Below are 25,626 nucleotides of genomic sequence, written 5' to 3' on the forward strand. Positions count from 1 at the left end.
CGCGCATCGTTGCAGATGACCGGGCACGTGCCCGTCACGCAGCCGGACCGATCGGGGATTCCGTCGTTCGGCCTCGAAGGAGCGGCGATCCGGAGATCGCCGCCCTGCCGGCTTCAGGCCTTCGCGAAACCGAGTTCGTTGCCCGCCGCGTCCACGCGGATGGTGTCGCCACTGACGAACGCGCCGGAGAGGATGCGCTCGGCCAGGGGGTTCTCCACCTGCTGCTGGATCGCACGCTTGAGCGGGCGCGCGCCGTAGACCGGGTCGAAGCCCGCGCTGCCGAGCAGATCGAAGGCACGGTCGGACACCTCGATGCGCAGACCGCGCTCGGCCAGGCGCTTCTCCAGCCCGCGCATCTGGATCATCGCGATCTCGCGGATCTGCGACTTCTCCAGCGGATGGAACACGACGATGTCGTCGAGGCGATTGATGAACTCCGGACGGAAATGCGCCTGCACCACCGCCATCACCGCGGCCTTCATCTGGGTGTAGCCCTCGGCGCTGTCGGCGGCGGTACCGCGTTCGCTCATCTCCTGGATCTGGTGCGAGCCGAGGTTGGACGTCATGACGATGACCACGTTGCGGAAGTCCACCGTGCGGCCCTGGCCATCGGTCAGACGGCCATCATCGAGCACCTGCAGCAGGATGTTGAACACGTCTGGATGCGCCTTCTCGACCTCGTCGAGCAGGATCACGCTGTAGGGCCGGCGTCGCACCGCCTCGGTCAGATAGCCGCCTTCTTCGTAGCCGACGTAACCGGGAGGCGCACCGATCAGGCGCGCAACCGAGTGCTTCTCCATGAACTCGCTCATGTCGATGCGCACCATCGCATCCTGGCTGTCGAACAGGAATTCGGCCAGCGCCTTGCACAGCTCGGTCTTGCCGACGCCGGTGGGACCGAGAAACAGGAACGAACCGGTCGGGCGATTGGGATCGCTGAGCCCGGCGCGTGAGCGTCGCACCGAATCGGACACGACCTTGATCGCCTCGTCCTGGCCGATCACGCGCGTATGCAGCTGCGCCTCCATCGCCAGCAGCTTCTCGCGCTCGCCCTCGAGCATCTTGCTGACCGGAATGCCGGTCCAGCGCGCCACCACCTGGGCGATCTCCTCGGCGGTCACCTTGTCCTGCAGCAGGGTGAACCCCTGGGTCTCGACTTCCTGCGCGGCCTGCAGCTGCTTTTCGAGTTCCGGCAGCCGGCCGTACTGGATCTCGCTCATGCGTGCGTAATCCTGGGTGCGCTGCGCGGCCTCGAGTTCGAGCTTGGCCGCCTCGATCTGCTCCTTGATCTTGGTCGCGCCCTGCACGCTGGCCTTCTCGGCCTTCCAGACTTCCTCGAGATCGTTGTATTCCCGCTCGAGCGTCGCGATTTCCTCTTCGAGATCGGCGAGCCGCTGCTTCGATTCGGCGTCCTTCTCCTTCTTCAGCGCTTCGCGCTGGATCTTGAGCTGGATCAGGCGGCGCTCCTTGCGATCGAGTTCCTCGGGCTTGGAGTCGATCTCCATGCGGATACGGCTGGCCGCCTCGTCCATCAGGTCGATGGCCTTGTCGGGCAGCTGGCGGTCGGCGATGTAACGGTTCGACAGCGTCGCGGCGGCCACGATCGCGGGGTCGGTGATCTCCACGCCGTGGTGCACGGCGTAGCGCTCCTTCAGTCCACGCAGGATCGCGATGGTGTCCTCGACGCTGGGCTCGCCGACGAATACCTTCTGGAACCGACGCTCCAGCGCCGCGTCCTTCTCCACGTACTTGCGATATTCGTCGAGCGTGGTCGCGCCGACGCAGTGCAGCTCGCCGCGCGCCAGGGCGGGCTTGAGCATGTTGCCCGCGTCCATGGAGCCTTCGGCCTTGCCGGCGCCGACCATCGTGTGCAGCTCGTCGATGAACAGGATGACCTGCCCTTCCTGCTTGGCCAGGTCGCTGAGCACGCCCTTGAGCCGCTCCTCGAACTCGCCGCGGTACTTGGCGCCGGCGATCAGCGCGCCCATGTCGAGCGACAGCACGCGCTTGCCGCGCAGGCCCTCGGGGACCTCGTTGTTGACGATGCGCTGGGCCAGGCCTTCGACGATCGCGGTCTTGCCGACGCCGGGTTCACCGATCAGCACCGGGTTGTTCTTGGTCCTGCGCTGGAGCACCTGGATCGTGCGGCGGATCTCCTCGTCACGCCCGATCACCGGGTCGAGCTTGCCGCTCTCGGCGCGCGCGGTCAGGTCGATCGTGTACTTCTCCAGCGCCTGGCGCGATTCCTCGGCGTTCTCGTCCTGCACGCTCTCGCCGCCACGGACCTTGGCGATCGCCGCCTCGAGCCTGGCCTTGTCTGCGCCGGCGGCCTTGAGCGCGCGGCCCGCGTCGCCGCTGTCGTCGAGCGCGGCCAGCACGAACAGTTCGGACGCGATGAATGCGTCGCCCCGCTCCTGCGCCAGCTTGTCGCTGACGTTGAGCAGGCGCGCCAGATCATTGCCGACCGAAAGCTGGCCGGCCTGGCCGGTGACCTTGGGCATGCGGTCGAGCGCCTCGGTGAGGCGTTCGCGCAGCACCGGCACGTTGACGCCGGCCTGGCTCAGCAAGGGGCGGGTACCGCCGCCCTGCTGGTCGAGAAGTGCGAGCAGCAGGTGTGGCGGCTCGATGAAGTTGTGGTCGCGCCCCACCGCCAGCGACTGGGCGTCGCTCAGGGCCTGCTGGAAACGCGAGGTCAGCTTGTCCATCCGCATCGGAAAATCCTCGAAGAATGAAGGGGTCGTCGCGCGCTGCTAATACGTGCCATATGCGGCCGAAGCGGCCTGTTGCAAGCATCCCGCAGACGGATCGCCTATCCCCTTGCCGCCCCGCTCACCCTCCGTCGGCGGTGTCGGACCTAGGGTGGTCCGACCCCCCGATGGAGCGCGGCGATGCAATATCTCCTCTATTACTGGACCGGCCTGCAGGGGCGCGGCGAGTTCGTGCGGCTGGCGCTGGAGGACGCCGGCGCGGATTACGTCGATGTCGCCCGCCGGGACGGCGACGCGGTGATGCAGCCCTTTCTCGAAGGGCGGGCCGACGGCGCCCGCCCCTTCGCGCCTCCCTTCCTGAAGGCCGGGGACCAGGTGGTCGCCCAGGTCGCCAACATCCTGCATTTTCTTGGCCCCCGGCTGGGCCTGGTCGCGGACACCGAGCCCGCGCGCCTGGAGGCGCTGCAACTGCAGCTGACCATCGCCGACCTCGTGACCGAGGTGCACGACAGCCATCACCCGATCGCGAGCGCCGAGTATTACGAGGACCAGCAGGACGCCGCGGCGCGACGCGCGGCGGACCTGCGCCGGCACCGCCTTCCGAAGTTCCTCGGCTATTTCGAGCAGGTGCTGGCGCGGGCCGGGGGCCGCCATGTGCTCGGCCGTCATTCCTACGTGGACCTGTCGCTGTTCCAGCTCATGCGCGGACTCCGGTACGCCTATCCCGAAGCGATGGCCACGCTGTCGCCGGGACTGCCGCTGCTCGAAGAGCTCGCCACGCGCGTCGCAGACAGGCCGAACATCGCGGCCTACCTCGCCTCGGACAGGCGCGTGCCGTTCAACAACAGCGGCATCTTCCGTCACTACCCCGAGCTCGATGGCGGCACGGGCGCGTAGCCGCGCGCGCCCGGACCTGCCGGACCCGGCGGTCGTGGCAGCGGCCTTCAGTCGGCGAACACCGCCCCGATCCGCGTCGCCAGCTCACGCACGGTAAAGGGCTTGCCGATCAGCTGGACATCGGGACCCAGTACGCCATCGTCGACCAGGGTATTGCGGCTGTTGCCGGTCGCGAACACGACCTTCAGCGCCGGGCGCCGCCGGAGGGCCTCGTCCGCGAGCTGACGGCCATTGACCTCCGGCATCACCACATCGGTGAAGAGCAGCGCGATGTCGGGATGCGCGTCGAGCACCTGCAGCGCCTGCGACGCGCCGTCCGCCGACAGCACGCGATAACCCAGTTCAGTGAGCGCGTCGGCGGAAAACTGCCGCACGCCCGCCTCGTCGTCGACGACAAGGATCAACTGCTGCTGACCCCGCGCCGGCAGCGGGGCAGCCTGGCCGGACAAGGGCGCCGCTTCCTCCGGGCGCTCGACCAGGCGCGGCAGGTAGATCCGCACGACCGTGCCCGCTCCCGGCGCCGAGGCCAGCCTTACATGCCCGCTGGACTGCTGGACGAAGCCGTAGACCTGCGACAGCCCCAGGCCCGTGCCCTTGCCCACCGTCTTGGTCGTGTAGAACGGATCGAAGGCCCTGGCCATCACCTCCGGCGGCATGCCGCAGCCGGTGTCCGACACCGTGATCAGCACGTACTGTCCGTCCGGTACGCCCGGATGGTCGCCGGCCGCGGTCGCCATGTCGCAATTGGCCGTCCCGATCGTCAGCTGGCCGCCAGCGGGCATCGCGTCACGTGCATTGACGGCCAGATTGAGGATGACGTTCTCGAGCTGGTTGCCATCGACGTGGGCGCACCACACACCGTCAACCAGCGCGGTTTTCAGGCGCACGTTGCCGCCCAGCGAATGTGCGAGCAGCGCCCGCATGCCCTCGACCAGCTTGTTCGCGTCGACGGGTACCGGTTGCAGCGGCTGCTGACGCGAGAATGCGAGCAGGCGCTGGGTGAGCTGCGCCGCCCGGCTCGCGCCGTCGATCGCCATGTCGAGGTAGCGCTTCGCGCGTGGATCCATGTCGCCCAAGCGCGAGGCCAGCAGGTCCAGCGGACCGATCACGGTGGCGAGCATGTTGTTGAAGTCGTGCGCGATCCCGCCGGTCAGCTGGCCCACCGCCTCCATCTTCTGGCTCTGCCGAAGGGCCTCTTCCACGCGCGTGCGCTCGGCCACTTCGGCGATCACCCGGCTTTCGAGTTCTTCGTTGAGTTCCTGCAGACGTGCATCGGCCTGCTTGCGCGCAGTGATGTCGACCACCACGCCGAGCACACGCACGCAGCGCTGGTCCTCGAACACCGCACGCCCCTTGGCGGCCACCCAGCGCAGCGCCCCGTCCTCCTTGAGGACCACGCGGTATTCCACATCGTAGAGCGCGCGCCTGTCGGGGTCGCCCGCCGCTTCGAACGCGGCGCGGGTCGGCGCGCGATCGTCGGGATGCAGGCTGTCGTAGAAATCGCGCATCGAGACCTCGACGTCCGGGGCGATGCCGAACATCGCCTTGGTGCGCGGCGGCCATATCAGCGCGCCAGTCACCATGTCGACGTCCCAGAAGCTGATGTCGCCGGCCTCGGTGGCCAGTCGCAGGCGTTCCTCGCTCTGGGCCAGCGCCGCCTCGGCCGCCTTGCGCGCAGACAGGTCCAGCATCGCCCCGATCATGCGCACGGGGCTGCCGGCCTCGTCGCGCAGCACCGTCCCGCGGTCGAGGACGGCGGCGAAGCTGCCATCGGCCCTGCGGAAACGGTATTCGCCCGACCACACCGACTCGGTGCCCGCGATCACCGCATGGATGCGTGCATCGACGCGGGGGCGGTCATCGGGGTGGATGTGATCGAGCCACCAGCGCGCATCGGTCCGGGCCATGGCATGACCGAACAGCGAGGCCAGTGCCTCGTTCCAGACCACTTCCCCATCGGCGATGCGCCAGTCCCAGATCGCATCGTTGGTCGCGCGGGCGGCGAGCCGGTAGCGCTCCTCGATCTCGCGATGGCGCCGTTCGGCGGCCCGGCGGCGGGTAATGTCGAGCGAGGTGCCGACCAGACCGACGACTCTGCCCGCCGCGTCACGCAGCGGCGCCTTGGTCGAGAGCCACCAGGCGCGCCGGCCATCGGGGTAACTCACGTGCTCCTCGAGCTGCTCGGGCTGACCGCTCGCCATGATCCGCTCGTCGGTGGCCATGATCGCGGCCGCCTGCTCGGGGTCGCGGAGCAGCTCCGCGTCGGTGCGCCCCACGTAGGCCTCGAGCGGGCAGCCGAGCAGCTCGCCGGTACTGCGGTTGCCGATCAGGAAACGACCCTGGCGATCCTTGGCGAACACCACGCCGGGCGCGGCATCGACGAAGGATCGCAACAGGGACTGGGCCTGATCGCGCTCGGCTTCGATCCGGCGACGCGTTTCGATTTCGATGACCACACCGGAGAACTCGCGCGGGCGGCGGCCCGCATCGAAGTCGACGCGTCCGATCGCCTCGATCCACCGGTACTGCGCGTCGGAGCCTCGCGCACGGTACTGGTGCGCGAAGCGACCGCCGCGGACGAGAACCTCGGCAATGGCGTCGGATACCCCGGGCAAATCCTCCGGATGCACCGTCGTGAGAATCCGCTCCAGCGGCACCTGCGTATCGGCAATCTCCGGATCGAGGCCGAGTGCCCGCGCCAGGGCGTCATCCACCGTGACCCGGTCCCGGGCGACATCCCAGAACCAGGTGCCGACGATCGCGCCTGCAGCCAGCGCCATCTCGATGCGACGGGCATCGCGCCCACCAGCTCCGTGCGCGGGGTCCGAAGGATTCAAGGCGTACTCGCAAGTGGGCCGACCCGGGACGGGCATTCTCCCAAACCGCCCGTGACAGGGCGTCATCGGCTCCGCCGAGCGGCGACGACGCTGGTCGACCGGATCGATGCCGGGGGCCCAGCGGCGCGCGTGTTGCGGTACTTGCGTCGAGCCCAGACGGAGCCGGGGGTTCCGGCTGCGGCCCGCAGCAAGCGCATCCAGTGCCGCCCGGCCTCGCGGATGCCCCGCCCGGCCCCGGCGCAACCAACACGGGCGGCGGCTCCGGTGAATAGGGATTCACATGGGTTTTCCGCGTGCGTCGCCATGATGCTGCGATGCGCCAATCCCAGGAATCCCGCCCGCCGTCGTCGTCCACTGGCGCGACGGTCCTGTCGCCACCACCTCCGCTTCCCGCCGATGCCGCGCTTTTCCTCGACGTCGACGGCTGCCTGTTGCCGTTCGCGCCACGCCCGGACGCGGTCGAAGTTCCGCCAGCTCTGGTCGACCGACTCGTCGCACTGCAGACCGCCTTGGGCGGCGCGCTGGCCCTGGTCAGCGGACGCAACCTGGCAACGCTCGACCGGCTGTTCGCCCCTGCGGCCTTCGCTGCGGCCGGCCTGCACGGTGTCGAGCGGCGACGCGCCGGCGAGATCGTCCAGGCCAGCCAGATCCCGGCCGCGCTGCGGCAGGTGCGCGACGCCGGACTCGCAGTGATCGGCGCCTTCCCCGGTGCGCTGCTCGAGGACAAGGGCGCGGCAATCGGACTGCACTGGCGGATGGTCGCGCCGCCCCGCGCCGCGGAAGCCGCAACCGCCTTGCGCGCCTTCGCCGAGCACGCACTGGCCCGCCTGCCCGGCTATCAGTTGCAGCCGGGCGATCGGGTCATCGAACTGCGTCCGCGACATGCCGACAAGGGCAGCGCGATCCTCGAATTCCTCGCCGAGGCACCGTTCGCCGGCCGCGTGCCGGTCTTTGCCGGCGATGACCTCACCGACGATCCCGGTTTCCAGGCCGTCAATTCGCATGGCGGCATCAGCATCCTCGTCGGCGACCGGCCCGGCAGTGCCGCCCGCTTCCGCCTTTCAGATCCCGCCGCCGTGCATGCATGGCTTGGCGTGACGCCCCGACCCCCGGAGACCCCGCGATGACACAACCGCTCGCCCCCAGCCTGGATCTGGGCCTCGTCGGCAATGGCAGCTTCGGCGCCCTGTTCGATGCGCAGGCGCGTCTGGTCTGGTCCTGCCTGCCGGCGTTCGACGGCGATCCGGCGTTCTGCGCGCTGCTGTCGCCCAAGCAGGGCCATGGCGACTGGGCAATCGAACTCGACGGCTTCGAGCGCAGCGAACAGCATTACATCGAGAACACCGCGATCCTGCGCACCGTGCTCCACGACCGGCACGGCGCTTCCATCGAGATCACGGATTTCGCCCCGCGCTGGCGCCAGCTCGACCGGTTCTACCGGCCGGTGATGCTGATGCGCCGCATCCGCCTGCTGTCGGGGAGCCCGCGTATCCGCATCCGCCTTCGCCCCCTCGCCGACTGGGGTGCACGCGTGCCCGACAGCACCTGGGGCAGCAACCACATCCGCTTCGTACTGCCCGACTTCGCCCTGCGCGCGACGACCGACGTGCCCATCCGCCTGCTGCGCGAGGGCCTGCCCTTCGTCGTCGACCGCGACCTGCATTTCGTGCTCGGTCCCGACGAGACCCTGACCCAGCCACTGGCCGAGTTCGTGCAGGGCTCCCTGAAACGCACCACTTCCTACTGGCGCGAGTGGGTGCGCTACCTGTCCATCCCGCTCGATTTCCAGGAAGCGGTCATCCGCAGCGCGATCACCCTCAAGCTGTGCCAGTACGAGGACAGCGGCGGCATCATCGCGGCGATGACGACCTCGATTCCCGAGGCCGCCGATACCGAGCGCAACTGGGACTACCGCTACTGCTGGCTGCGCGACGCGGCCTTCGTCGTGCGCGCGCTCAACCGCCTGGGCGCGACGCGCACGATGGAGGAGTACATCCGCTACATCTTCAACCTCACGGTGAGTGACGACGGCGACATGCAGCCGCTCTACGGCATCGCGTTCGAACACGAACTGACCGAGGAGACGATGCCCGCGCTGGCCGGCTACCGCGGCATGGGGCCGGTGCGCCGCGGCAACCTGGCGTACGTGCAACGCCAGCACGATACCTACGGCAGTGTGGTGCTGGCCTCGGCGCAGCTGTTCTTCGACCGCCGCCTGGAGCACCCGGGTGACGCCGCGACGTTCGCCAAGCTCGAGCCGCTGGGCGAACTGGCCTGGAGACTCTACGACCAGCCCGACGCCGGCCTGTGGGAGTTCCGCGGCAAGGCCTACGTGCACACCTATTCGGCGGTGATGTGTTGGGCCGCGTGTGACCGGCTTGCCCGCATCGCCAGCCAGCTCGGCCTCGACGCGCGCGCAGGCCACTGGCAGGAGCGCGCCACGGCGATGCGCGAGCGGATCATGGCCGAATCCTGGAACGCCGAGCTCGGCACCTTCGCCGACGCCTTCGGCGGCGACCGGCTCGATGCCTCGCTGCTGCTGCTGGCCGATCTCGGTTTCATCAAGACGGAAGATCCGCGCTTCGTCGGGACGGTCGAGGCGATCGGGCGCACGCTGCGCCATGGAGATGGCCTGTTCCGCTATGTCACGCCCGACGATTTCGGCGCGCCCGAGACGAGCTTCACCATCTGCACGTTCTGGTACATCGACGCGCTGGCCTCGATTGGCCGCACGGACGAAGCACGCGCGCTGTTCGAGACGCTGCTGTCGCGCCGCAACCATCTGGGACTGCTGTCGGAAGATCTGGCATTCGATACCGGCGAGGCCTGGGGCAACTTCCCGCAGACCTATTCGCACGTGGGCCTCATCATGGCCGCGATGCGCCTGTCCCGACCCTGGCAGGACGCCGCATGAGTCGCCTCGTCGTCGTTTCCAACCGGGTCGCCTTGCCGGGCTCGAACCAGAACGGCGGCCTGGCCGTGGCGCTCGACGCCGCGTTGCGCGATAGCGGCGGCCTGTGGTTCGGCTGGAGTGGCAAGGTCGCACGCGAGCACTCTGGCGAAGTGCACGAGGAGCACCACGAAGGCATCGACTACGTCACCGTCGACCTGTCGCGCGAGGATTACGAGGGCCACTACAACGGCTTCTCCAACCGCACGCTGTGGCCCCTGCTGCACTTCCGTCTCGACCTGGTGGACTACAACGTGGGCACGCAGGCGGCCTATCGCGGCGTCAACGCGCTGTTCGCCGAGAAGCTCGCCAAGCGGCTGCGCGACGACGACATCGTCTGGGTCCACGATTACCATCTGCTGCCGCTCGCGCAGGAGCTGCGCAAGCGCGGCGTGCGCGCGCGCATCGGCTTCTTCCTGCACGTGCCGTTCCCGTCGGCGGACATCGTCGCTGGCCTGCCCAACCACGAGCAGACCTTCGGCGCGCTGGTGGCCTACGACCTCGTCGGCTTCCAGACCGAGCGCGATCTCGAGCGCTTCCAGGATTACATGCGCCTCTTCGGCGGTGGCGAGGTGCAAGGCCGTGGCGAGGTGCGCGGGCAGGACGGACGCCAGGTCCGCGCCGACGCGTTCCCGATCGGCATCGACACCGCGGCGCTGGAATCGCTGGCGAGCCGCTCGGGGCGCATCGCTGCGATCAGGCGTGTGCATTCCAGCCTCAACGGACGCATGCTCGCCCTGGGCGTGGACCGGCTCGACTACTCCAAGGGGCTGCCCGAGCGCTTCCGCGCCTTCGAGCGCTTCCTCGAGAAGTACACCAAGCTGCATGGCAGCCTGACCTATCTGCAGATCGCCCCGGTCTCGCGCGGCGGTGTCGCAAGTTACCGCGCCCTGCGGCGCGAACTCGAGCAGTTCGCCGGCCACATCAACGGCGGGCACGCCCATCCCGACTGGACGCCGGTGCGCTACGTCAACCGCACCTATCCGCACGCCACCTTGACCGGGCTCTACCGGCTGGCACGCATCGGCCTGATCACGCCCCTGCGCGACGGCATGAACCTGGTGGCCAAGGAGTACGTGGCTGCACAGGACCCAGCCGACCCCGGCGCCCTGGTGCTGTCGATCTTCGCCGGCGCGGCGCGGGAGCTCGACGGCGCCCTGCTGGTGAACCCCTTCGACAGCGACGGCGTCGCCGACGCGATCGCCGCCGCAGCGAAGATGCCCCTGGAGGAACGACGCGAGCGCTGGCAGTCGATGATCACCCGCCTGCGCGACTACGACATCCATGCCTGGCGCAAGGACTTCCTCCGGGCGCTCGCAGAAACGCAGCGCTGAGCCGGGACTTCGCCCCCGCATCTCCTTCGAGAGATTCGGCAGGCGGTGTGCTTCAGCAGGGCAGCCCGCCCGGGAGCTTCAGCCGGGACCAGATGCACAGTGCCGCTTGTGCGCGAGGGTTCGAGACATTCCTCGGCTCGTGTCGACGCCCGTTTAATCAAACCAGACATCGTGGCCTCGCACTGCGGCAGGCCTTCTGCCGACTCCGCACTGCGCACTGCATGGGGATGCCCAGCTGCGCTCAGCGCGCATGCGCCATGAGCGCACTGCACCTGCCGCGGGGCAGTCCCTGCCGATCACCCGGTCCCACGGGCTCCCGCGCCCTGGCCGCCGCCCCGTTTCCTGAACCTTTCCGCCTTCTGCCGGTTCCCGCATACGCTCATGCTGCACCAGCGCCGCTTGTGCGACTTGGTGCGGTCGTAGAACCACAGGATGCAGTCCGAGTGCTCACACTGTCGGACCAGCGCGAAGTCGCCTTCCACCAGCAACTGCGCAGCCGCTTCCGCAACGGGTCCAAGCAGGCCGGGGCCGCTGTCGACACGCGAAATCCGGGCGAGTGCGAACGACCCATCCGGCATTCGCCTGATCGTGGGTGACGTGACGTAGGCCTGGAGGAAGTCGTTGAGCCCGTCGAGCTCGGGACTTTCGCCTGCTTTTCGTGCCACCACCAGCCTCCTCACGAGCGCCCTGAGATTCCGGCCCTGCGTCAGCAGGCCTGGCGGCGCATCCGAGTCCACGCCGTCCGTCGGCGCAATCTCGTGCTGCACCAGCCACCGGTAGACGTCCTGGTCCGAGTCCCAGTGGTCGACCACCCGGCCCTCGTCACGCGACTCGGTGTTGAGCAGATCCAGCGCCAAGTGGCCGCCAACCGTAGGCGTTTCAGTCATTTCGTCCTCCCAGTTCTGCTGAGCAGATCAAGTAACCATCAAAATATATGTTGACAGGTTATCACCCGATGGATAGCGTGCACTACACGAACCCCATAAAAGCGCTTTTACCGGTTACTCGGTGCTTACCAAGGAGTTGTCATGCACGCCAAGGATCTTCTTCTGGCCGGCGTAATCGCCGCCGGCAGCGCACTTCCCGCTTCCGCGGCCGATCGGTCACCGCCCGTCCACTACCGGTCGACGGACATCCAGGGCGTCAACGTCTTCTATCGCGAAGCCGGCCCACAGGACGCGCCTGCCGTGCTCCTGCTCCATGGATTCGGCGCTTCCTCGCACATGTTCCGGGAGCTGATCCCGGTCCTGGCAACGCGGTATCGCGTGATCGCACCCGACCTCCCCGGGTTCGGGCAGACCACCGTCGCCCCCGGCGTCACGTTCGAATACACCTTCGACAACCTCGCCTCCGTCGTCGATGCCTTCACTGCCCGGAAGGGTCTGGATCGCTACGCCCTCTACGTTTTCGACTACGGCGCACCGGTCGCCTGGCGCCTGGCGGTCGCGCACCCGGAGAAGATCACGGCGATCGTGAGCCAGAACGGCAACGCGTACGAGGAAGGACTCAGCGAGGGCTGGGCCGACATGCGCAAGGCCTGGGCGTCGCCGACCGCCGGGAATCGCGAAGCGCTGCGCCGCTTCAACACACCTGAAATGATCAAGTGGCAGTACACCGAGGGTGTCGAAGACACATCGCGGATCGCGCCTGAAAGCTATCAGCTGGCGTCGGCAGCGATCGAGCGTATCGGCGATGAGCCGCAGATGGATCTGCTGCTCGATTACGGCAGAAACGTGCAGCAGTACCCGCAGCTGCACGCCTTCTTCCGCGAGTACCAGCCACCGACTCTGGCGATCTGGGGGCGACACGACCCCTTCTTCATTCCGGCGGGCGCGGAGGCCTTCAGGCGCGACAATCCGAACACCGAAGTCCGCCTGCTCGATACCGGTCATTTCGCGATCGAGACGCACGGTGGAGAGATCGCGGAAACCATGCTCGAGTTTCTCGATCGAAATATCGAGCGCTAGACGCTCGAGTCGACATGCGCGACGCAATGTCTCCTGCTGCATGCACCGGGAGCCAGACGCCGATCAAATCGCAAGATCAGCACAGCGCAGCAAGACGCGCGCCGCAGGGCCGGTGAACTTCCGCGAGCCTTCCCTTTGCCGAACCAGTTCGGGCCAGTCGTCGATTGGACCGACATCACTGCAGCACCGCTGTGCAACGACAAGCGCAATACGGGAGACCTCTCTTGAAGATCTACATGCATCCGATCTCTACCACCAGCCGCCCGGTGCGGCTCTTCGCCGCGGAAATCCAGCTGACGATGGAAGAGGAAGTGGTCGACATCCTGGCGGGCGCGCAGCACCAGGAGCCTTTCGTGTCGATCAACCCCAATCGTCTGATCCCGATGCTGGAGGACGGTGATCTGCGGCTGACCGAGAGCGTCAGCATCCTCCGATATCTTGCCGAGAAGTCGGGTTCCCCGGCCTATCCCAGCGATCTGGAAGAACGGGCCCGCGTCAACGAGATGCTGGACTGGCTCAACAGCAATTTCTACCGGGATTTCGGCTACGGCCTCGTCTATCCGCAAGTCGTGCCGTACCACCGACGGCAGACAGAGCAGGCCCAGGCTGCGACTCTCGCCTGGGCCAAAGACAAGAGCGAAGTCTGGCTGCGCCGACTTGAAGACCACTGGCTGGCCCACGGCAAACCCCATCTCTGTGCATCGGGCCTGACGATCGCCGACTATTTCGGCGCCTGCGTGGTGACTCTGGGCGAGGTCATCGGCTGCGAGTACACCAGCTATCCGCGTGTGCAGCGTTGGCTGGAACACATGAAGGCGCTGCCCAACTGGGAGTCGGTCAACGAAGCCTTCGACAGCCTGAAGAACGAATACAGCACGCATGAGTTCGTCAGCATCCGGAACGCCTGAAAGCCGCCCGCTGGGCGGCTGATCGACTGAAGCCGGAAGCTGGAAGCCGGGATTTCGCGGTTCGGCTGTGCCAAACGTCGCGTCCGCCAATGAAGCCATCCTCATTTGCGGGCCGATAACGCCTTCAGTTCGCGCGGGTTCCCTTGGTTACATCCGCCCTGGAAACACCAGGCGAAAAAGCGCGTACTACGCCAGCGGCATGAGGGCTTCAGCAACGTGACAATGAGCTCGATCTCGAACTGGCGTTCCTAGTTTCGCGACACAGTTCCGGGATTGCGAGGGCTACCGCGACGACGGTCCGCTTGCCGGGCTTTGTCCATGGCGCCGGGACCCGAACGCACCGGCGCTGATCGCATCTCCGCAGACAAGTGCACCTCTCGTCGGGACTTCACCGCTCGTGATTGGACGGCGGTCAGGTGCGTGCGGAGATGGGATCCGACCTTGCGATCACCGAATGATCTGACGCCACCGGACGTCGGTCGACATCGACCGACCACGACGCATCACCGCACGCATCGCGACGCGGTGATCGTGCACGGGCCCGGGCAGCGCCGACGCGCCTTGACCAGGCAAATCTTCTTTTTCCGCCACCACCCGGAACTCTTCAGGACAGCGCCGGCGATGGCCGCGCGGATTCCTCGGGCAGTGGAATGAATTCCGCGTCGTCGGCAACCGGGAGCGACATCCGGCCTGCCTTCCAGTCCGCCGCCGCCTCGGCAAGACGATCCCTGGACGAGGACACGAAGTTCCAGTAGACGAAGCGCTCACCGACCGGCTCGCCGCCGAGGAGCATCACCGTGGATTGGTCGATGGCCCGAACGCGCGACGCCGCCCGGCCCAGCACCAGCATCCTGCCGGCCTCGTAGCGCTCACCGTCCATTTCCACCGCGCCGCTTGCCACGTAGAGCGCTCGCTCCCTGTGGCCGTTCGGGATCTCGGCAGCAGCTCCCGGCGCCATGTCCAGATGGGCGTAGAAAAGCGGCGAGAGTGTGTCGACCTTGGCCCTGAGCCCGTAGGCACTGCCGGCGATCAGACGGCCGGTCACGCCCGCGTCCGCCCATTGCGGCAGATCGTCGGCCGTGTGGTGCGAGAACGACGGCGCGATCTCTTCCTGTCCATCCGGCAGGGCGACCCAGGCCTGGATGCCGTGCAGGCGATCCCCATGCGCCCGTGCGCGCTCGAGCCGTTCGCTGTGGGTGATCCCGCTGCCTGCGGTCATCCAGTTGACCTCCCTTGGGCGGACCGCCTGTGCGTACCCGAGGCTGTCGCGATGCATCAGCTCACCCGAGAACAGATAGCTGATGGTGGACAGGCCGATGTGCGGATGAGGCCGCACGTCCAGGCTGCGATCGATGCCCGCCGGCAGGTCGAGCGGCCCCATGTGGTCGAAGAACACGAAGGGCCCGACCATCCGACGCTTCGCGAATGGAAGCAGCCCGCGTCAGCTTGCCGTGGTTGCAACCGGCGTGTTGAGCAGCTGCTGTTCCCACAGATACGCGATGCCGCTGCCGGCGGCGTGCTGGATGAGCACATCGGTCAGTGCGCCAGCCGTCTCGCCGCGGGCCCAGTCGCGCTGCCATTCGGCAGCCAACGCCAACCAGGTGATCATGTTGGCGCCGGCGCCGATCATCCGCTGGATGGCGAGCTGGTGGGCCTCCACCGAGACGCCGCCGCATGCATCGGTCACGACCGTGACGTCCCAGCCCTCGCCGAGTGCCTGGATGGTCGGCATGGCCACGCACACTTCCGTCCAGAGCCCGGCAATGATCAGCTGCTTGCGACCGGTGGCCTTGACCACATCGACCACATTCGGGTCTTCCCACGTATTGATGAGGGTGCGATCGATCACTTCCTGACCCGGGAAGACGTCGGTGATCTGGGGGAAGATCACGCCACCCCGGGCCGCGACGACGCTGGTCAGGATGACCGGGACGTTGAAAGCCTTGGCAGCCTTTGCAAGGCCGGTGGCGTTGTTGAGTGCGATCTGCGGATCGTGGCTGTTCAAGTTCGCCATCTGGTAAGGCTGATGGTCGATCAGCACGACGACGGAATCCTCGGGGCGGAGCAGCGACGAAAGCCCGTTTCGAAGGGACATTGGATATTCCTGGAGAGTAAGGGAGGTTTATCTGCAAAGCGGCCGGCAATAGAAACGGCCTGCCTGGAACCACACTGACATTCCCCTATGCGCTACGGTAGATCCAATATCCGCGGTGCCGTGTCTCAATTCGAGGAACGCATGTGAACGTCGAAGATCTGCGCACATTCGTCGAGGTGGCCGATGCGGGCGGTATCACTTCCGCCGCGCGTCGACTTGGCATTGCCAAGTCCATCGTGAGCCGAAGGCTGGCCCGCCTTGAAGACGACCTGGGCGCGCAGTTGCTTGCGCGCACGACACGCGGCGCGGCGCTCACCGAAGCAGGCTCGACATTCCGCGATCACGCGGCGCGGGTGGTGGCGGAGATCGATGCCGCCAAAGAAGCGATCCTGCCCAACGGCGAACTGCGGGGTCGGCTTCGGGTGGCAGCGCCGCTTTCCTTCGGCCCGACGCATATCGCTCCGGCACTGGCCGAACTGGCGCGCACCCACCCCGAGCTGCATGTGCACGTGTGCTACACCGACCGCTTCGTGGATATCGTCGCCGAGGGCTACGACTGCGCGGTCAGGCTGGGGCACCTCCAGGACTCGAACCTCATTGCGAGGCGCGTCGGCCCGATCTACGGCAGGCTCGTCGCGAGCCCGGCCTACATCGCGGCCCATGGGGCTCCCGAAAGCCCTGACGAAATACTCGCTCACCAGGCGCTCATGCAGGGCACCGAAGCCTGGCAGTTCATGGACGGCGACACGATCGTCACCATACGGCCGCAAGGAAGATTCAAAGCGGACAACGGCAGCGCCCTGGCGATGGCTGCCGTTGCAGGTATCGGCATCGGCTACCTGCCCGACGGCCTGGTCTCCAGACACATCGCGGCTGGCGAACTCGTGCCGCTCATGCCGCGCTACCCGGTCCGCTCTGCCGGCATGTTCGTGCTCAGGCCGCCAGGCCAGCATCCCCCTAGAAAGATCCGCGTCCTGACCGACACCCTGATCGCGTGCTTTGGTCAGGCGGCCGACATGATGGGTGCGCCGCCAACCGATGGCCGCACCCCGACTTCCCAGCAATCGGCTGCCTAGTGGCCACCGATGTTCCGCCCTCGGCATGCCACCTCGACCGAGTGCGCTCCGCCTGGGGTGACCGGCCTTCGTCTGCACTGCCGTGCGGCCGTGCCTGCCTGACGCAGTCGCATGCGGCGCCATCGAGGTCCAGTCCATCAAGGACTGGAGCGACGACAGCTGCGAAAGCGCCAGGCTTACCCGCACGGGGCGAGCGCTTCGGCAATTCCGGCAAACCTCCGCAGGCGCCGGCCGGGACAGCGCCGCCCCGGGCCTGCCCGCAAGCAGGACGACCTTATGCGATGGGGGTGGGCTGGATGATCTCGATCCAGTAGCCGTCCGGATCCTTGATGAAGGCGATCGACTTCATCGTGCCGTCGCTCAGGCGCTTCTGGAACGGCACGCCGAGATCCTCGAAACGCGCGCAGGCCGCGCGCACGTCGGGCACGCTGATGCAGATGTGGCCGAACCCGCGCGGATCGCTGTTGCCATCGTGATAGACCGGCCCGTCCTGCGTTTCGGTGCCGTGGTTGTGGGTGAGCTCGAGCACGCCGGGCTGGACGGCCAGCCACTGGCGGCGCTCATCCGGGTCTGCAGGCACCACCGCGAGGTCGTCGATCAGCGCCAGGAAGAACAGCGAGAACTTCGCCTGCTCGAAATCGGCCTTGCGCAGCAGGGTGAAGCCGAGCACGCGGGTATAGAAGTCCAGCGACGCCACCGGATCCTTGATCCGCAGCATGCTGTGGTTGAACACGAAATCGTGCGTCGCGGCGTCGCGCGCCGCGACACCGGGCGTACCGGCAAGCTCGGCGAGGGTCTGGCTGGTCATGGCAGGCTCCTGGAGGGGGACCGCCATTATCGGCCATCGCCCGGGTCCGCGGGCCCGGGCAGCAGCCAGCCGTGGTAACGCACCAGAGGGCCGATCAGCGGCAGGGCGGCCTCGACCTCGAATGCGTACCGGCCGTCGACCTCACGTTCGTTGCAGCGCACCTCACGGAACAGCGCCGCCGGCAGCGGCAACACGCCGAGCAGCCGTGCGCCGGCGACGTTCCAGAAGATCCTGCCCTCCCAGGCATGCAGCACGAAGTGGAGCTGCAGCGGTCCGCGCCATTCGCGCAGCTGTCCGTCGTGATGCCACAGCCGCGAGCGCATGCGTGAGGCCGCCGGCGGCGCGCCGAACACGCGCGCCCAGATCTCGCCCCTGGGACCGCTGGCGAAGTCCACCGTGAGCGGCGCATCGACCATCGCGGGCGGCAATCCAGCCAGTCGCGCGCACAGGCGCGAAAGCAGGCCGGTTCCGCGCTCCACCGTCACCTGCCCCGCATGGCGCGACGTGCCGTGTGCGCCATGCAGGCTGCGCAGGGTGTCGGGCAGTCGGAAAAACGCGGCGCCGAGCAGGGTCTGGTAGAGGGTCGGCGTCATCGCACACGCATCGCAAGGGGCGGCGCAGGATAGCGCCTGCCGCGGACCACGGGTCGCCCCGTGCGCTCGCGATGAGCGTAGCTGCGCCCGAGGGCGCGATGCGACAACGACCTGGCATCAAGGCTGGCGAGCCGCCTGCCTGCTGGCATGGCGCGGCCATGATCCCCACGATTGAGGTTCGTGCCTCATGCCGGGGCGCCGCGCGCGCCGAACCAACTGCGGCCGCTGGCGCGGCAGCGCATCAGGCATCACTCGCCCTTAGGGCGCACATGTGCAGCAGCAAACAGGCATTCCGAGCGTCGACAGATACGCGCTGCGAGCAAAGCACCGGCATCGCAAGGCGCCTTCGCCAAGGTATTTCCACCGCTCTCGCGTCAGCGGGCATCCATCCACACCAGCGTGGCCAGGCGCCCGGTGCGCTGGTCGCGACGGTGGGAATAGAACGCCTCCGGCTCGGCAATCGTGTCCCGATCGCCGCCGTGGATCGCATCACCGCGCAGGCCGGCCGCCTCCAGCCGCCGCCGCGCCAGCGCATAGAGATCGACGCGCCAATGGCCCGTGCGCGTGGCGGCGAACGCGGCCTGCGCGCCCGGATCCGCACCGATGAACGCATCGCGCACCTCGGGACCGACTTCGTAGGAGGCCGGCCCGGCGGCCGGACCAAGCCAGGCGAGCAGTCGCGATGGTGGCGTCCGCATCGCGGCGACCGTGGCCTCGAGCACGCCGCCGGCCAGGCCCCGCCAACCGGCGTGCGCCGCGCCCACTTCGCTGCCGTCGGTCGCGGCGAACACCACCGGCAGGCAGTCAGCGGTGAGGATCGCGAGCACCACTGCCGGGGCCGGGGTGACCGCGGCGTCGGCCTCCACCAGTGCCTGCTGCGCTTGGGCGGCGGGCGCGACGAAGCGCACCACATCGACGCCGTGCACCTGCTGCAGCCAGTGCGGCGGCGACGGCAGGCCGGCGAGTCCGACCAGGGCCGCACGATTGCGCGCGACCGCCGCCGGATCGTCGCCCGAGGGCGTGCTGCAGTTGCCGAGGTTGAAGGTGTCGAACGGCGCAACCGACACGCCGGCGCCGCGCCGCAGGGTGGTCAGCGCGTGCACGCCGCGCGGCGCAGGCCACTGCGCGTGCAGCAGCGCACTCACCTGCGTCCCATCTCCGCGTGCTGGATCGAATCGGCGCGCAGCACCTTGAGCAGGGCCTGCATGTCGTCGGGCAGCGGCGCCGAGCAACGCACGGCCTCGCCGGTGACCGGATGCTTGAACTCGAGCGTTTCCGCATGCAGCGCCTGGCGACGGAAGCCGCGCAGCATCGCGATCATCTCGTCGGACGCGCCCTTGGGCAGCTTCAGGGCGCCGCCGTAGAGCGGGTCGCCGAGGATCGGATGGCGCAGGTGCGCCATGTGCACGCGGATCTGATGGGTGCGACCGGTCTCGAGACGACACTCGAGCGCGGTGTGCGCGCGGAACCGCTCGCGCAAGCGGTAATGGGTGACGGCCTCGCGCCCATCCTCGCGCACGCCCATGCGCAGGCGGTCGCGCGGGTGGCGGTCGATCGGCGCATCCGCCGTGCCGCCCGAGACCAGCGCGCCGACGACGACCGCGAGGTACTGCCGGTGCACGTCACGCGCGGACAGCTGTTCGACCAGGGCGTTGTGCGCCTCCAGGGTGCGCGCGACCACCATGACCCCGGAGGTGTCCTTGTCGAGCCGGTGCACGATGCCGGCGCGCGGAAGGGTCGCCAGCGACGCGTCCCGGAACAGCAGGGCATTGACCAGGGTGCCGTCGTGGTTGCCGGCGCCGGGATGGACCACCAGGCCGGCCGGCTTGTCGACGACGATCACCTGATCGTCCTCGAACAGCACCGACAGCGGGATGTCCTGCGGCTCGGCGGCGGTCTGGGTTTCGAGCACGACGTTCAGGCTGACGGTCTCTCCGCCCACCACGGCGTCGCGCGGCCGCGGCACGGCGCCATCGAGCAGCACCTCCCCGGACTTGATCCAGCTGGTCAGCTTGGACCGCGAGAACTGCGGGAACAGTTCGGCCAGCACGGCGTCGAAACGGCGCCCCGCTGCGGCATCCGGCACGGTGGCGGTGCGCTGATCGGGAAGGTCGTTGGGGTCATGCTGCATCGGGACGGCTCGGGTTCAGGCGGGGAAAGCCGGGCAGACGACCCGGACTGTTATTATCCGCGGTTCGTGCCCATACGCCCAATCGACCCCATGACCCGACGCCCCGCCTTGCCGTTCCGCGCCCTGGCCCGCACTTCGCTGCTCCTGCTGCTGGTGGTGCTGCTGGCCGCCGGGTGCTCTCGCGACACCCGCGACGACGAGAACGAAGGCGTGCCAGTCGCCGAGCTCTACCAGAAGGGCCACGACTCGATGCGCCGTGGCAACTGGAACAACGGCGCGACCACGTTCCGTCGCCTCGTCGCCCAGTACCCCTACGGTCCGTATACCGAGCAGGCGCTGATCGAGACGGCATACGCCAACTACAAGATGGGCAACAACGAGGAAGCGATCTCTGGTATCGACCGCTTCATCCGTACCTATCCCACCCACCCGAACATCCCCTACATGTATTACCTGCGCGGCCTGGTCAATTCCAACCGCGACACGGTGTTCCTGCAGCGCGTGTGGAGCCTCGACCCGAGCCGCCGCGACCTGGCCTCGCCGAACCAGGCCTACGCCGACTTCAATACCGTCGCCGACCGCTATCCCAACAGCCGCTACGCCGCCGACGCCCGCCAGCGCATGGTCGCGCTGCGCAACACCTTCGCGCGTCACGAGATCGAGACCGCCCTGTACTACCTGCGCCGCGAGGCCTACGTGGCCGCCGCGCAGCGCGCGACCTACCTGCTGGAGACGTATCCGCAGAGCGAGTACCAGAACGACGCGGTCGCCCTGCTCGCGGTGGCCTATGAGCGGCTCGGCAACGAGGCCCTGGCGGCCGATGCCCGCCGGGTGCTGCAGCAGAACGAGCCCAACCACCCGGCGCTGACCGGACAGTGGCCGAACGAGCCATGGCGCATCCGTCGTCTCAACCCGTTCGCCACCGAGCGCACGGCGATCGACGCCAGCCGCGACTGAGCCGGCGCGCATGACCCGACGCGCATGACCCACGACGCCGCCCACAGGGCGGCGTCCTGCGTTTCAGGCTGCGTCCGGCGCGGGGGCGCCTATCCCCGTTTCGACGACAGCGCCTAGACTTCCCGACATGCCGGACCTGATCGCGCGACTCCTCTACGCCCTGGCCACGCTGGTGGGCGGCTTGCCCCTGCCGGCGATGCGCGGCCTGGCGAGCCTCGCGGGGCGCTGCATGCGTCTGGCGGGCAGCCGCGAAAGCCGGGTCGCCCTGCGCAATCTCGAACTCGCCTATCCCGAGCTTTCGCCCGAGGAGCGCGACGCCCTGCACCGTGCGGTGCTGCGCACGACCGCGCTGCAGGCGCTGGAGACGCTGCGTCTGTGGACGCGGCCGCACCGCGAGAACCTGCGGCGCCTGCGCGAGCAGCATGGCGTGGGCCTGTTCGACGCTGCGCTGGCCGGGGGCCGCGGCCTGATCGTCTGCGCGCCGCATTACGGCAACTGGGAGCTGCTCAACCAGTGGCTGGCCGCGCGCACGCCGATCTCGATCCTCTACCGGGCGCCGGAATCGCAGGTCGGCGAAGCCTTCCTGCGCCTGGTCCGCGCCGGCGTGCCCGATCGCGTGCGCCAGGTCCGCGCCGAAGGGCCCGCCGTCCGCCAGCTCTGGAAGACACTCAAGGAAGGCGGCGTCGTCGGCATCCTGCCCGACCAGCAGCCCAAGGCCGGCGATGGCGAGTTCGCCCCGTTCTTCGGCATGCCTGCGCTGACGATGACCCTGGTCTCGCGCCTGGCCGAGCGCACCGGCGCGACCGTGCTCTTCGCCTATTGCGAACGCATCGGCGACGGCCCGGACTTCGCGCTGCGCATCGAGCCCGCGCACCCGGCGATCGCCGATACCGACCTCGTGCGCGCGACGACGGCGCTCAATGCCGGCGTCGAGCACATCGCGCGTCGTGACCCGGCGCAGTACCAGTGGACCTACAAGCGCTACAAGGCCCGGCCGCCGGGCTCCGGCGACGACAACCCCTATGCCGACCTGGAACGTCGAAGATGAGCGCGCCGATGACCGCCAGCCACGACCACGCCGCGGCACCGCCGCCCCTGCCGGCCGAGGCGACAGAGCCCGCACCGCAGGTCGAAACCGATATCTGGCAGCCATTGCCCACCCGCGCCCGCACGCTCGCGACGATCACCACGCTGATCGGGACGGTCATACCGCTGGGCATCGCGCTCGGCGTCGGCCTGGTCGCTTCCGCGCGCCAGCCGTCGTCGTTCGCGATCGCAGGCGTGCTGTTGCTCCTTGTGCCTGCATGGACGGTGTGGATCGCGCGGCGGCGCTGGCTGCGCACGCGCTGGCGCCTGGACGACGACGGCTTCGGCGTGCGCCGCGGCCACATGTGGCGCAGCGACACGCGCGTGCCGGGCAACCGCGTACAGCATCTCGACGTGCGACGCGGCCCGCTGGAGCGCGCGTTCGGGCTGGCGACACTGATCGTGCATACCGCCGGCACCCGCAACAGCGCGGTGGCGCTCTCCGGCCTCGACCACATGCAGGCAGAGCGGCTGCGCGACACCCTCGCCGCGCGCGCAGCGCGCGACGACGACCATGACGACGCCTGAGCCCGCCGCAAGCGAGGCCCTGCTGCCCGAAGACCGGGAACGCAGGCTGCACCCCGCCAGCTGGCTGTTCGTGCTGCTGCAGAACCTGCGGCAGTTCATCGTGCCGCTCCTCGTCCTGCTGTTCGCCGGCGGCCGCCGGGACGACGGCTATCCGTGGTGGCTGCCGATGGTCGGCGTCGGCGCGCTGGTCGTGGTCTCGATCTGGCAGTACCTCACGTTCCGCTACCGCATCGAGGACGACCGGCTGATCGTACGGAGCGGCCTGCTCGAACGCAGCGTGCGGCAGATCCCGTACTCGCGCATCCACAACGTGGCCATCCACCAGAGCCTGCTGCACCGGCTGATGGGCGTGGCCGAGGTGCGGCTGGAGTCGGCCGGGGGCACCAGGCCTGAGGCGCAGATGCGCGTGCTGCGCCTGCCCGAGGCGCTGGCGCTGGAGCAGCTGATCCGCGATCGCGGGCAGGCGGTCCACGTGGGCGCGGATGCCGGGCCTGCGTCGACGCCCGCCCCGGCCGGCATCACCCTGCTCGCGCTGTCGACCTGGGAAGTGGTCAAGCTCGGGCTGATTTCCAATCGCGGCATGATCGTGGTCGCCGGCGCCTTCGCCCTCGCGTTCCAGGCGCTGCCCGACCGCATGGCGGGCCGCCTCCTGGTCGACTACGGCCGCGAGGCCTTCGGCTATGCCAGCGGTTTCGCTGCGACGTGGATGGCCAAGGGCCTCGTGCTGCTGGCCGTGGTCGGCGCCGCGCTGCTGCTGATCCGTGCGTTCTCGGTACTGCTCGCGCTGCTGCGCTACTACGGGTTCCGCCTGCAGCGGCAGGGTCGCCGGCTGACCGTCGAGCGCGGCCTCCTCGCGCGCTCGCGCAGCAGCGTGCCGCGACGCCGGATCCAGGCCTGGACCATGACCGAGGGCGTGCTGCACCGCCTGTTCGCGCGGCGCACGCTGGACATCGACACCGCCAGTGCCCGCGGCGCCGATGGCCAGGGCGATGCCGGCGCGCAGCGCGGGCTCGACGCCCTGGCGCCGATCGCGCCACCGGCGACCTGCGATGCGATCGTGCGCGACGTCGCGCTGCTGCCGGACTGGCCGCCGCAGGCATGGCGCCCGCTGCATCCGCGCGCATGGCAGCGGCTGGTCATCGGCGATGTGCTGATGACCGCCATCGGGTGCGCCGTGCTGGTCTGGTTCTTCCAGGCCTGGGGCACGCTCGCGCTGCTGTGGCTGCCGTGGTCGATCTTCGTCGCACGCCGGCATGCCGCCCGCGCCGGCTACGCCGTCGATGCATCGCTGGTCGCGGTGCGCGAAGGCTGGTGGACCCGGCACTGGCGCTTCGCCGAGGTCGGCAAGCTGCAGGCGGTCGAGCTGCGCCAGTCGCCATTGGACAGGCGCTATGGCATGGCATCGGTCTGGTGCGACACCGCCGGCGCCAGCCCGCTGGCAACGCCGCTGCGCCTGCGTCTGCTACCGCTTGCCGAGGCCGAATCCATCCACGCCACGCTCGCCCACCGGATCGCCCGGCGGCCGCTGCGCTGGTGACCGCAGCTCCCGCGCGTTCGGCGTTGGATCGGGCGGATGGCGGCCCGTCCCAAGCCCGGCCCCGGATCGCGGCCCGACCTGCGTTGCGGCTCAGTCCGGGCGCGCCGTCCCGGCGTCCCGGGCAAGCTCAAGAAACAGGGCCTCGTAGCGCGCATTCATCCGCTCCCGGCCGTATTCCTCGACCGCGCGCAGGCGCGCCTGCCGCGCAATCGACTCCGCCAGCCCGTCGTCGCGCAGCAGGCGTTCGAGCGCATCGGCCAGCGCCTGCGCGTCCCCCGGGGCCACCAGCAGGCCGTCGACGCCGTCACGGATCACCTCGCGCACCCCGGGCACAGCACTGCCGACCACGGCGCAGCCGGCTGCCATCCCCTCGATCAGGGCAAGCGGCATGCCCTCGTAATGGGTACTCAGCACCGCGACGCGGTGGCCCAGCAGCAACTCGGGCACATCGCGACGCAGGCCGAGGAACTGCACCTGCCCGTCGACACCGAGCTCGCCCGCCAGTTTTTCCAGCGACGCGCGGTAGCGGGCCTTGCCCGTGCCCGCCAGCAATACCGGCGGCAGCAGGCCGCGTGCGCGCAGCAGGGCGATCGCACGCAGGAGGGTGGGATGGTCCTTCTGCTTCGACAGCCGCGACACCATGACGATGCCGGGCGCGCGCGCGGGCAGCGGATTCGACTCGGCGTCGGCGAAGGGCTCGAGCCGGATGCCGTTGGAGATTGCGATGGTGCGGTCGGCCGGCATCCCCATCTGCAGCAGGACCTGGCGCACCCCTTCGGAGCAGCCGACGATGCGCGCGGTGCGCCGCGCCAGCCAGCGGGTCTGCGCGATGCGCCACCGGGTGTAACGCTCGCGGGTGTTGTGCTCGACATGGACGAGATTGGGCACCTTGGCCAGCAGGCCCGCGTAGCGGCCCCACAGGTGTTCGCTGAACCCATGGGCGACCAGGACATCGGGCCGGAACTCCCGGCACAGTCGCACCAGCTCCCGGATGGTCGCCAGGTGCGACCAGCCGGCAACCACGCGGACCGGCACCCCGGCCTGCTCGAGTTCGGCGATACGCGCAGGGTCGGTGCGGCGTTTACGCCGCAGCACCAGCAGCGGCTCGATGGGACCCTCGGCGCGCGCCGCGTTGACCAGGGCGATCGCCACCTGGGTGGCGCCACCGGAAAAACCGCCGGTAACGAAATGGAGCACGCGCGTGCGCCGGGCGC

Annotated in this window: 21 protein-coding genes; 11 read left to right on the top strand and 10 right to left on the bottom strand. The window is 68.7% G+C overall.

What is annotated here, in order from left to right; genetic code table 11:
* Positions 1–113: 113 nt before the first annotated feature.
* Positions 114–2,711, bottom strand: coding sequence for an ATP-dependent chaperone ClpB (gene clpB / locus CNR27_RS14285; RefSeq protein ID WP_096299822.1), 2,598 nt, complete (start codon positions 2,709–2,711; stop codon positions 114–116).
* Between the two features lie 177 nt (positions 2,712–2,888).
* On the opposite strand from clpB, the gene CNR27_RS14290 reads away from it, so the two are divergent.
* On the top strand, positions 2,889–3,605 hold the full coding sequence (locus tag CNR27_RS14290) for a glutathione S-transferase (protein ID WP_096299824.1): 717 nt from the start codon (positions 2,889–2,891) through the stop codon (positions 3,603–3,605).
* 47 nt (positions 3,606–3,652) lie between these two features.
* On the opposite strand, the gene CNR27_RS14295 is transcribed toward CNR27_RS14290, so the two are convergent.
* On the bottom strand, positions 3,653–6,442 hold the full coding sequence (locus tag CNR27_RS14295) for a PAS domain-containing protein (protein WP_245815657.1): 2,790 nt from the start codon (positions 6,440–6,442) through the stop codon (positions 3,653–3,655).
* 314 nt (positions 6,443–6,756) lie between these two features.
* Here CNR27_RS14295 and otsB point away from each other — a divergent pair, with 314 nt between their 5' ends.
* Genes otsB through otsA form a run of 3 tightly spaced genes read left to right on the top strand, consistent with a single transcriptional unit; the run spans position 6,757 to position 10,726 of the window.
* On the top strand, positions 6,757–7,569 hold the full coding sequence (gene otsB, locus CNR27_RS14300) for a trehalose-phosphatase (protein WP_096299828.1): 813 nt from the start codon (positions 6,757–6,759) through the stop codon (positions 7,567–7,569).
* Positions 7,566–9,356, top strand: coding sequence for a glycoside hydrolase family 15 protein (locus tag CNR27_RS14305; RefSeq protein WP_096299830.1), 1,791 nt, complete (start codon positions 7,566–7,568; stop codon positions 9,354–9,356). Before otsB ends, CNR27_RS14305 begins: the two co-directional genes overlap by 4 nt.
* Complete coding sequence (gene otsA, locus CNR27_RS14310) at positions 9,353–10,726, top strand: alpha,alpha-trehalose-phosphate synthase (UDP-forming) (RefSeq protein ID WP_096299831.1); 1,374 nt, start codon at positions 9,353–9,355, stop codon at positions 10,724–10,726. The genes CNR27_RS14305 and otsA overlap by 4 nt, the downstream gene beginning before the upstream one ends.
* Positions 10,727–11,022: 296 nt before the next feature.
* Here the strand turns inward: otsA and CNR27_RS14315 are convergent, their stop codons facing one another.
* Positions 11,023–11,583 (bottom strand): CGNR zinc finger domain-containing protein, encoded by a 561-nt coding sequence (locus CNR27_RS14315; RefSeq protein WP_222843104.1) that lies wholly within the window; start codon positions 11,581–11,583, stop codon positions 11,023–11,025.
* A 171-nt stretch (positions 11,584–11,754) separates the two neighbouring features.
* Here CNR27_RS14315 and CNR27_RS14320 point away from each other — a divergent pair, with 171 nt between their 5' ends.
* A complete protein-coding gene (locus CNR27_RS14320) occupies positions 11,755–12,693 on the top strand; it encodes an alpha/beta fold hydrolase (RefSeq protein ID WP_096299835.1) in 939 nt (312 codons plus the stop codon).
* A 224-nt stretch (positions 12,694–12,917) separates the two neighbouring features.
* Positions 12,918–13,601 carry a glutathione S-transferase family protein gene (locus tag CNR27_RS14325; protein WP_222843105.1) on the top strand — a complete coding sequence of 228 codons (684 nt, stop codon included), beginning with the start codon at positions 12,918–12,920 and terminating at the stop codon, positions 13,599–13,601.
* 604 nt (positions 13,602–14,205) lie between these two features.
* Here CNR27_RS14325 and CNR27_RS14330 read toward each other — a convergent pair.
* Positions 14,206–15,012, bottom strand: coding sequence for a pirin family protein (locus tag CNR27_RS14330; RefSeq protein WP_096299837.1), 807 nt, complete (start codon positions 15,010–15,012; stop codon positions 14,206–14,208).
* A gap of 30 nt (positions 15,013–15,042) precedes the next feature.
* Positions 15,043–15,642, bottom strand: coding sequence for a hydrolase (locus tag CNR27_RS14335; RefSeq protein WP_222843106.1), 600 nt, complete (start codon positions 15,640–15,642; stop codon positions 15,043–15,045).
* A 197-nt stretch (positions 15,643–15,839) separates the two neighbouring features.
* Here CNR27_RS14335 and CNR27_RS14340 point away from each other — a divergent pair, with 197 nt between their 5' ends.
* A complete protein-coding gene (locus CNR27_RS14340) occupies positions 15,840–16,772 on the top strand; it encodes a LysR family transcriptional regulator (RefSeq protein WP_096299841.1) in 933 nt (310 codons plus the stop codon).
* 274 nt (positions 16,773–17,046) lie between these two features.
* On the opposite strand, the gene gloA is transcribed toward CNR27_RS14340, so the two are convergent.
* The 4 genes from gloA to rluD all read right to left on the bottom strand — a co-directional run bounded on the left by gloA (position 17,047) and on the right by rluD (position 20,304).
* Positions 17,047–17,580, bottom strand: a complete 534-nt coding sequence (gloA, locus tag CNR27_RS14345) for a lactoylglutathione lyase (protein WP_096299843.1) — start codon at positions 17,578–17,580, stop codon at positions 17,047–17,049.
* A 26-nt stretch (positions 17,581–17,606) separates the two neighbouring features.
* Complete coding sequence (locus CNR27_RS14350) at positions 17,607–18,173, bottom strand: DUF4166 domain-containing protein (protein WP_096299845.1); 567 nt, start codon at positions 18,171–18,173, stop codon at positions 17,607–17,609.
* A gap of 374 nt (positions 18,174–18,547) precedes the next feature.
* Entirely contained in the window at positions 18,548–19,318 is a 771-nt protein-coding gene (gene pgeF / locus CNR27_RS14355; protein ID WP_096299847.1) for a peptidoglycan editing factor PgeF, read from the bottom strand.
* Positions 19,315–20,304, bottom strand: a complete 990-nt coding sequence (gene rluD, locus CNR27_RS14360; RefSeq protein ID WP_096299849.1) for a 23S rRNA pseudouridine(1911/1915/1917) synthase RluD — start codon at positions 20,302–20,304, stop codon at positions 19,315–19,317. Before rluD ends, pgeF begins: the two co-directional genes overlap by 4 nt.
* 90 nt (positions 20,305–20,394) lie before the next feature.
* Here rluD and CNR27_RS14365 point away from each other — a divergent pair, with 90 nt between their 5' ends.
* The 4 genes from CNR27_RS14365 to CNR27_RS14380 all read left to right on the top strand — a co-directional run bounded on the left by CNR27_RS14365 (position 20,395) and on the right by CNR27_RS14380 (position 24,412).
* Positions 20,395–21,261: an outer membrane protein assembly factor BamD gene (locus CNR27_RS14365; RefSeq protein ID WP_096299850.1), complete on the top strand. Its 867-nt coding sequence runs from the start codon at positions 20,395–20,397 to the stop codon at positions 21,259–21,261.
* 127 nt (positions 21,262–21,388) lie between these two features.
* Positions 21,389–22,309, top strand: coding sequence for a lauroyl acyltransferase (locus CNR27_RS14370; RefSeq protein WP_096299852.1), 921 nt, complete (start codon positions 21,389–21,391; stop codon positions 22,307–22,309).
* 8 nt (positions 22,310–22,317) lie between these two features.
* Positions 22,318–22,875 carry a PH domain-containing protein gene (locus tag CNR27_RS14375; protein ID WP_245815659.1) on the top strand — a complete coding sequence of 186 codons (558 nt, stop codon included), beginning with the start codon at positions 22,318–22,320 and terminating at the stop codon, positions 22,873–22,875.
* Positions 22,862–24,412 carry a PH domain-containing protein gene (locus tag CNR27_RS14380; protein ID WP_096299856.1) on the top strand — a complete coding sequence of 517 codons (1,551 nt, stop codon included), beginning with the start codon at positions 22,862–22,864 and terminating at the stop codon, positions 24,410–24,412. Before CNR27_RS14375 ends, CNR27_RS14380 begins: the two co-directional genes overlap by 14 nt.
* Before the next feature lie 90 nt (positions 24,413–24,502).
* Here CNR27_RS14380 and CNR27_RS14385 read toward each other — a convergent pair whose 3' ends face one another.
* On the bottom strand, positions 24,503–25,609 hold the full coding sequence (locus CNR27_RS14385) for a glycosyltransferase (RefSeq protein WP_222843107.1): 1,107 nt from the start codon (positions 25,607–25,609) through the stop codon (positions 24,503–24,505).
* Positions 25,610–25,626 lie beyond the last annotated feature (17 nt).

This window comes from Luteimonas chenhongjianii (assembly GCF_002327105.1).
In the GTDB taxonomy this organism is placed as follows: domain Bacteria; phylum Pseudomonadota; class Gammaproteobacteria; order Xanthomonadales; family Xanthomonadaceae; genus Luteimonas; species Luteimonas chenhongjianii.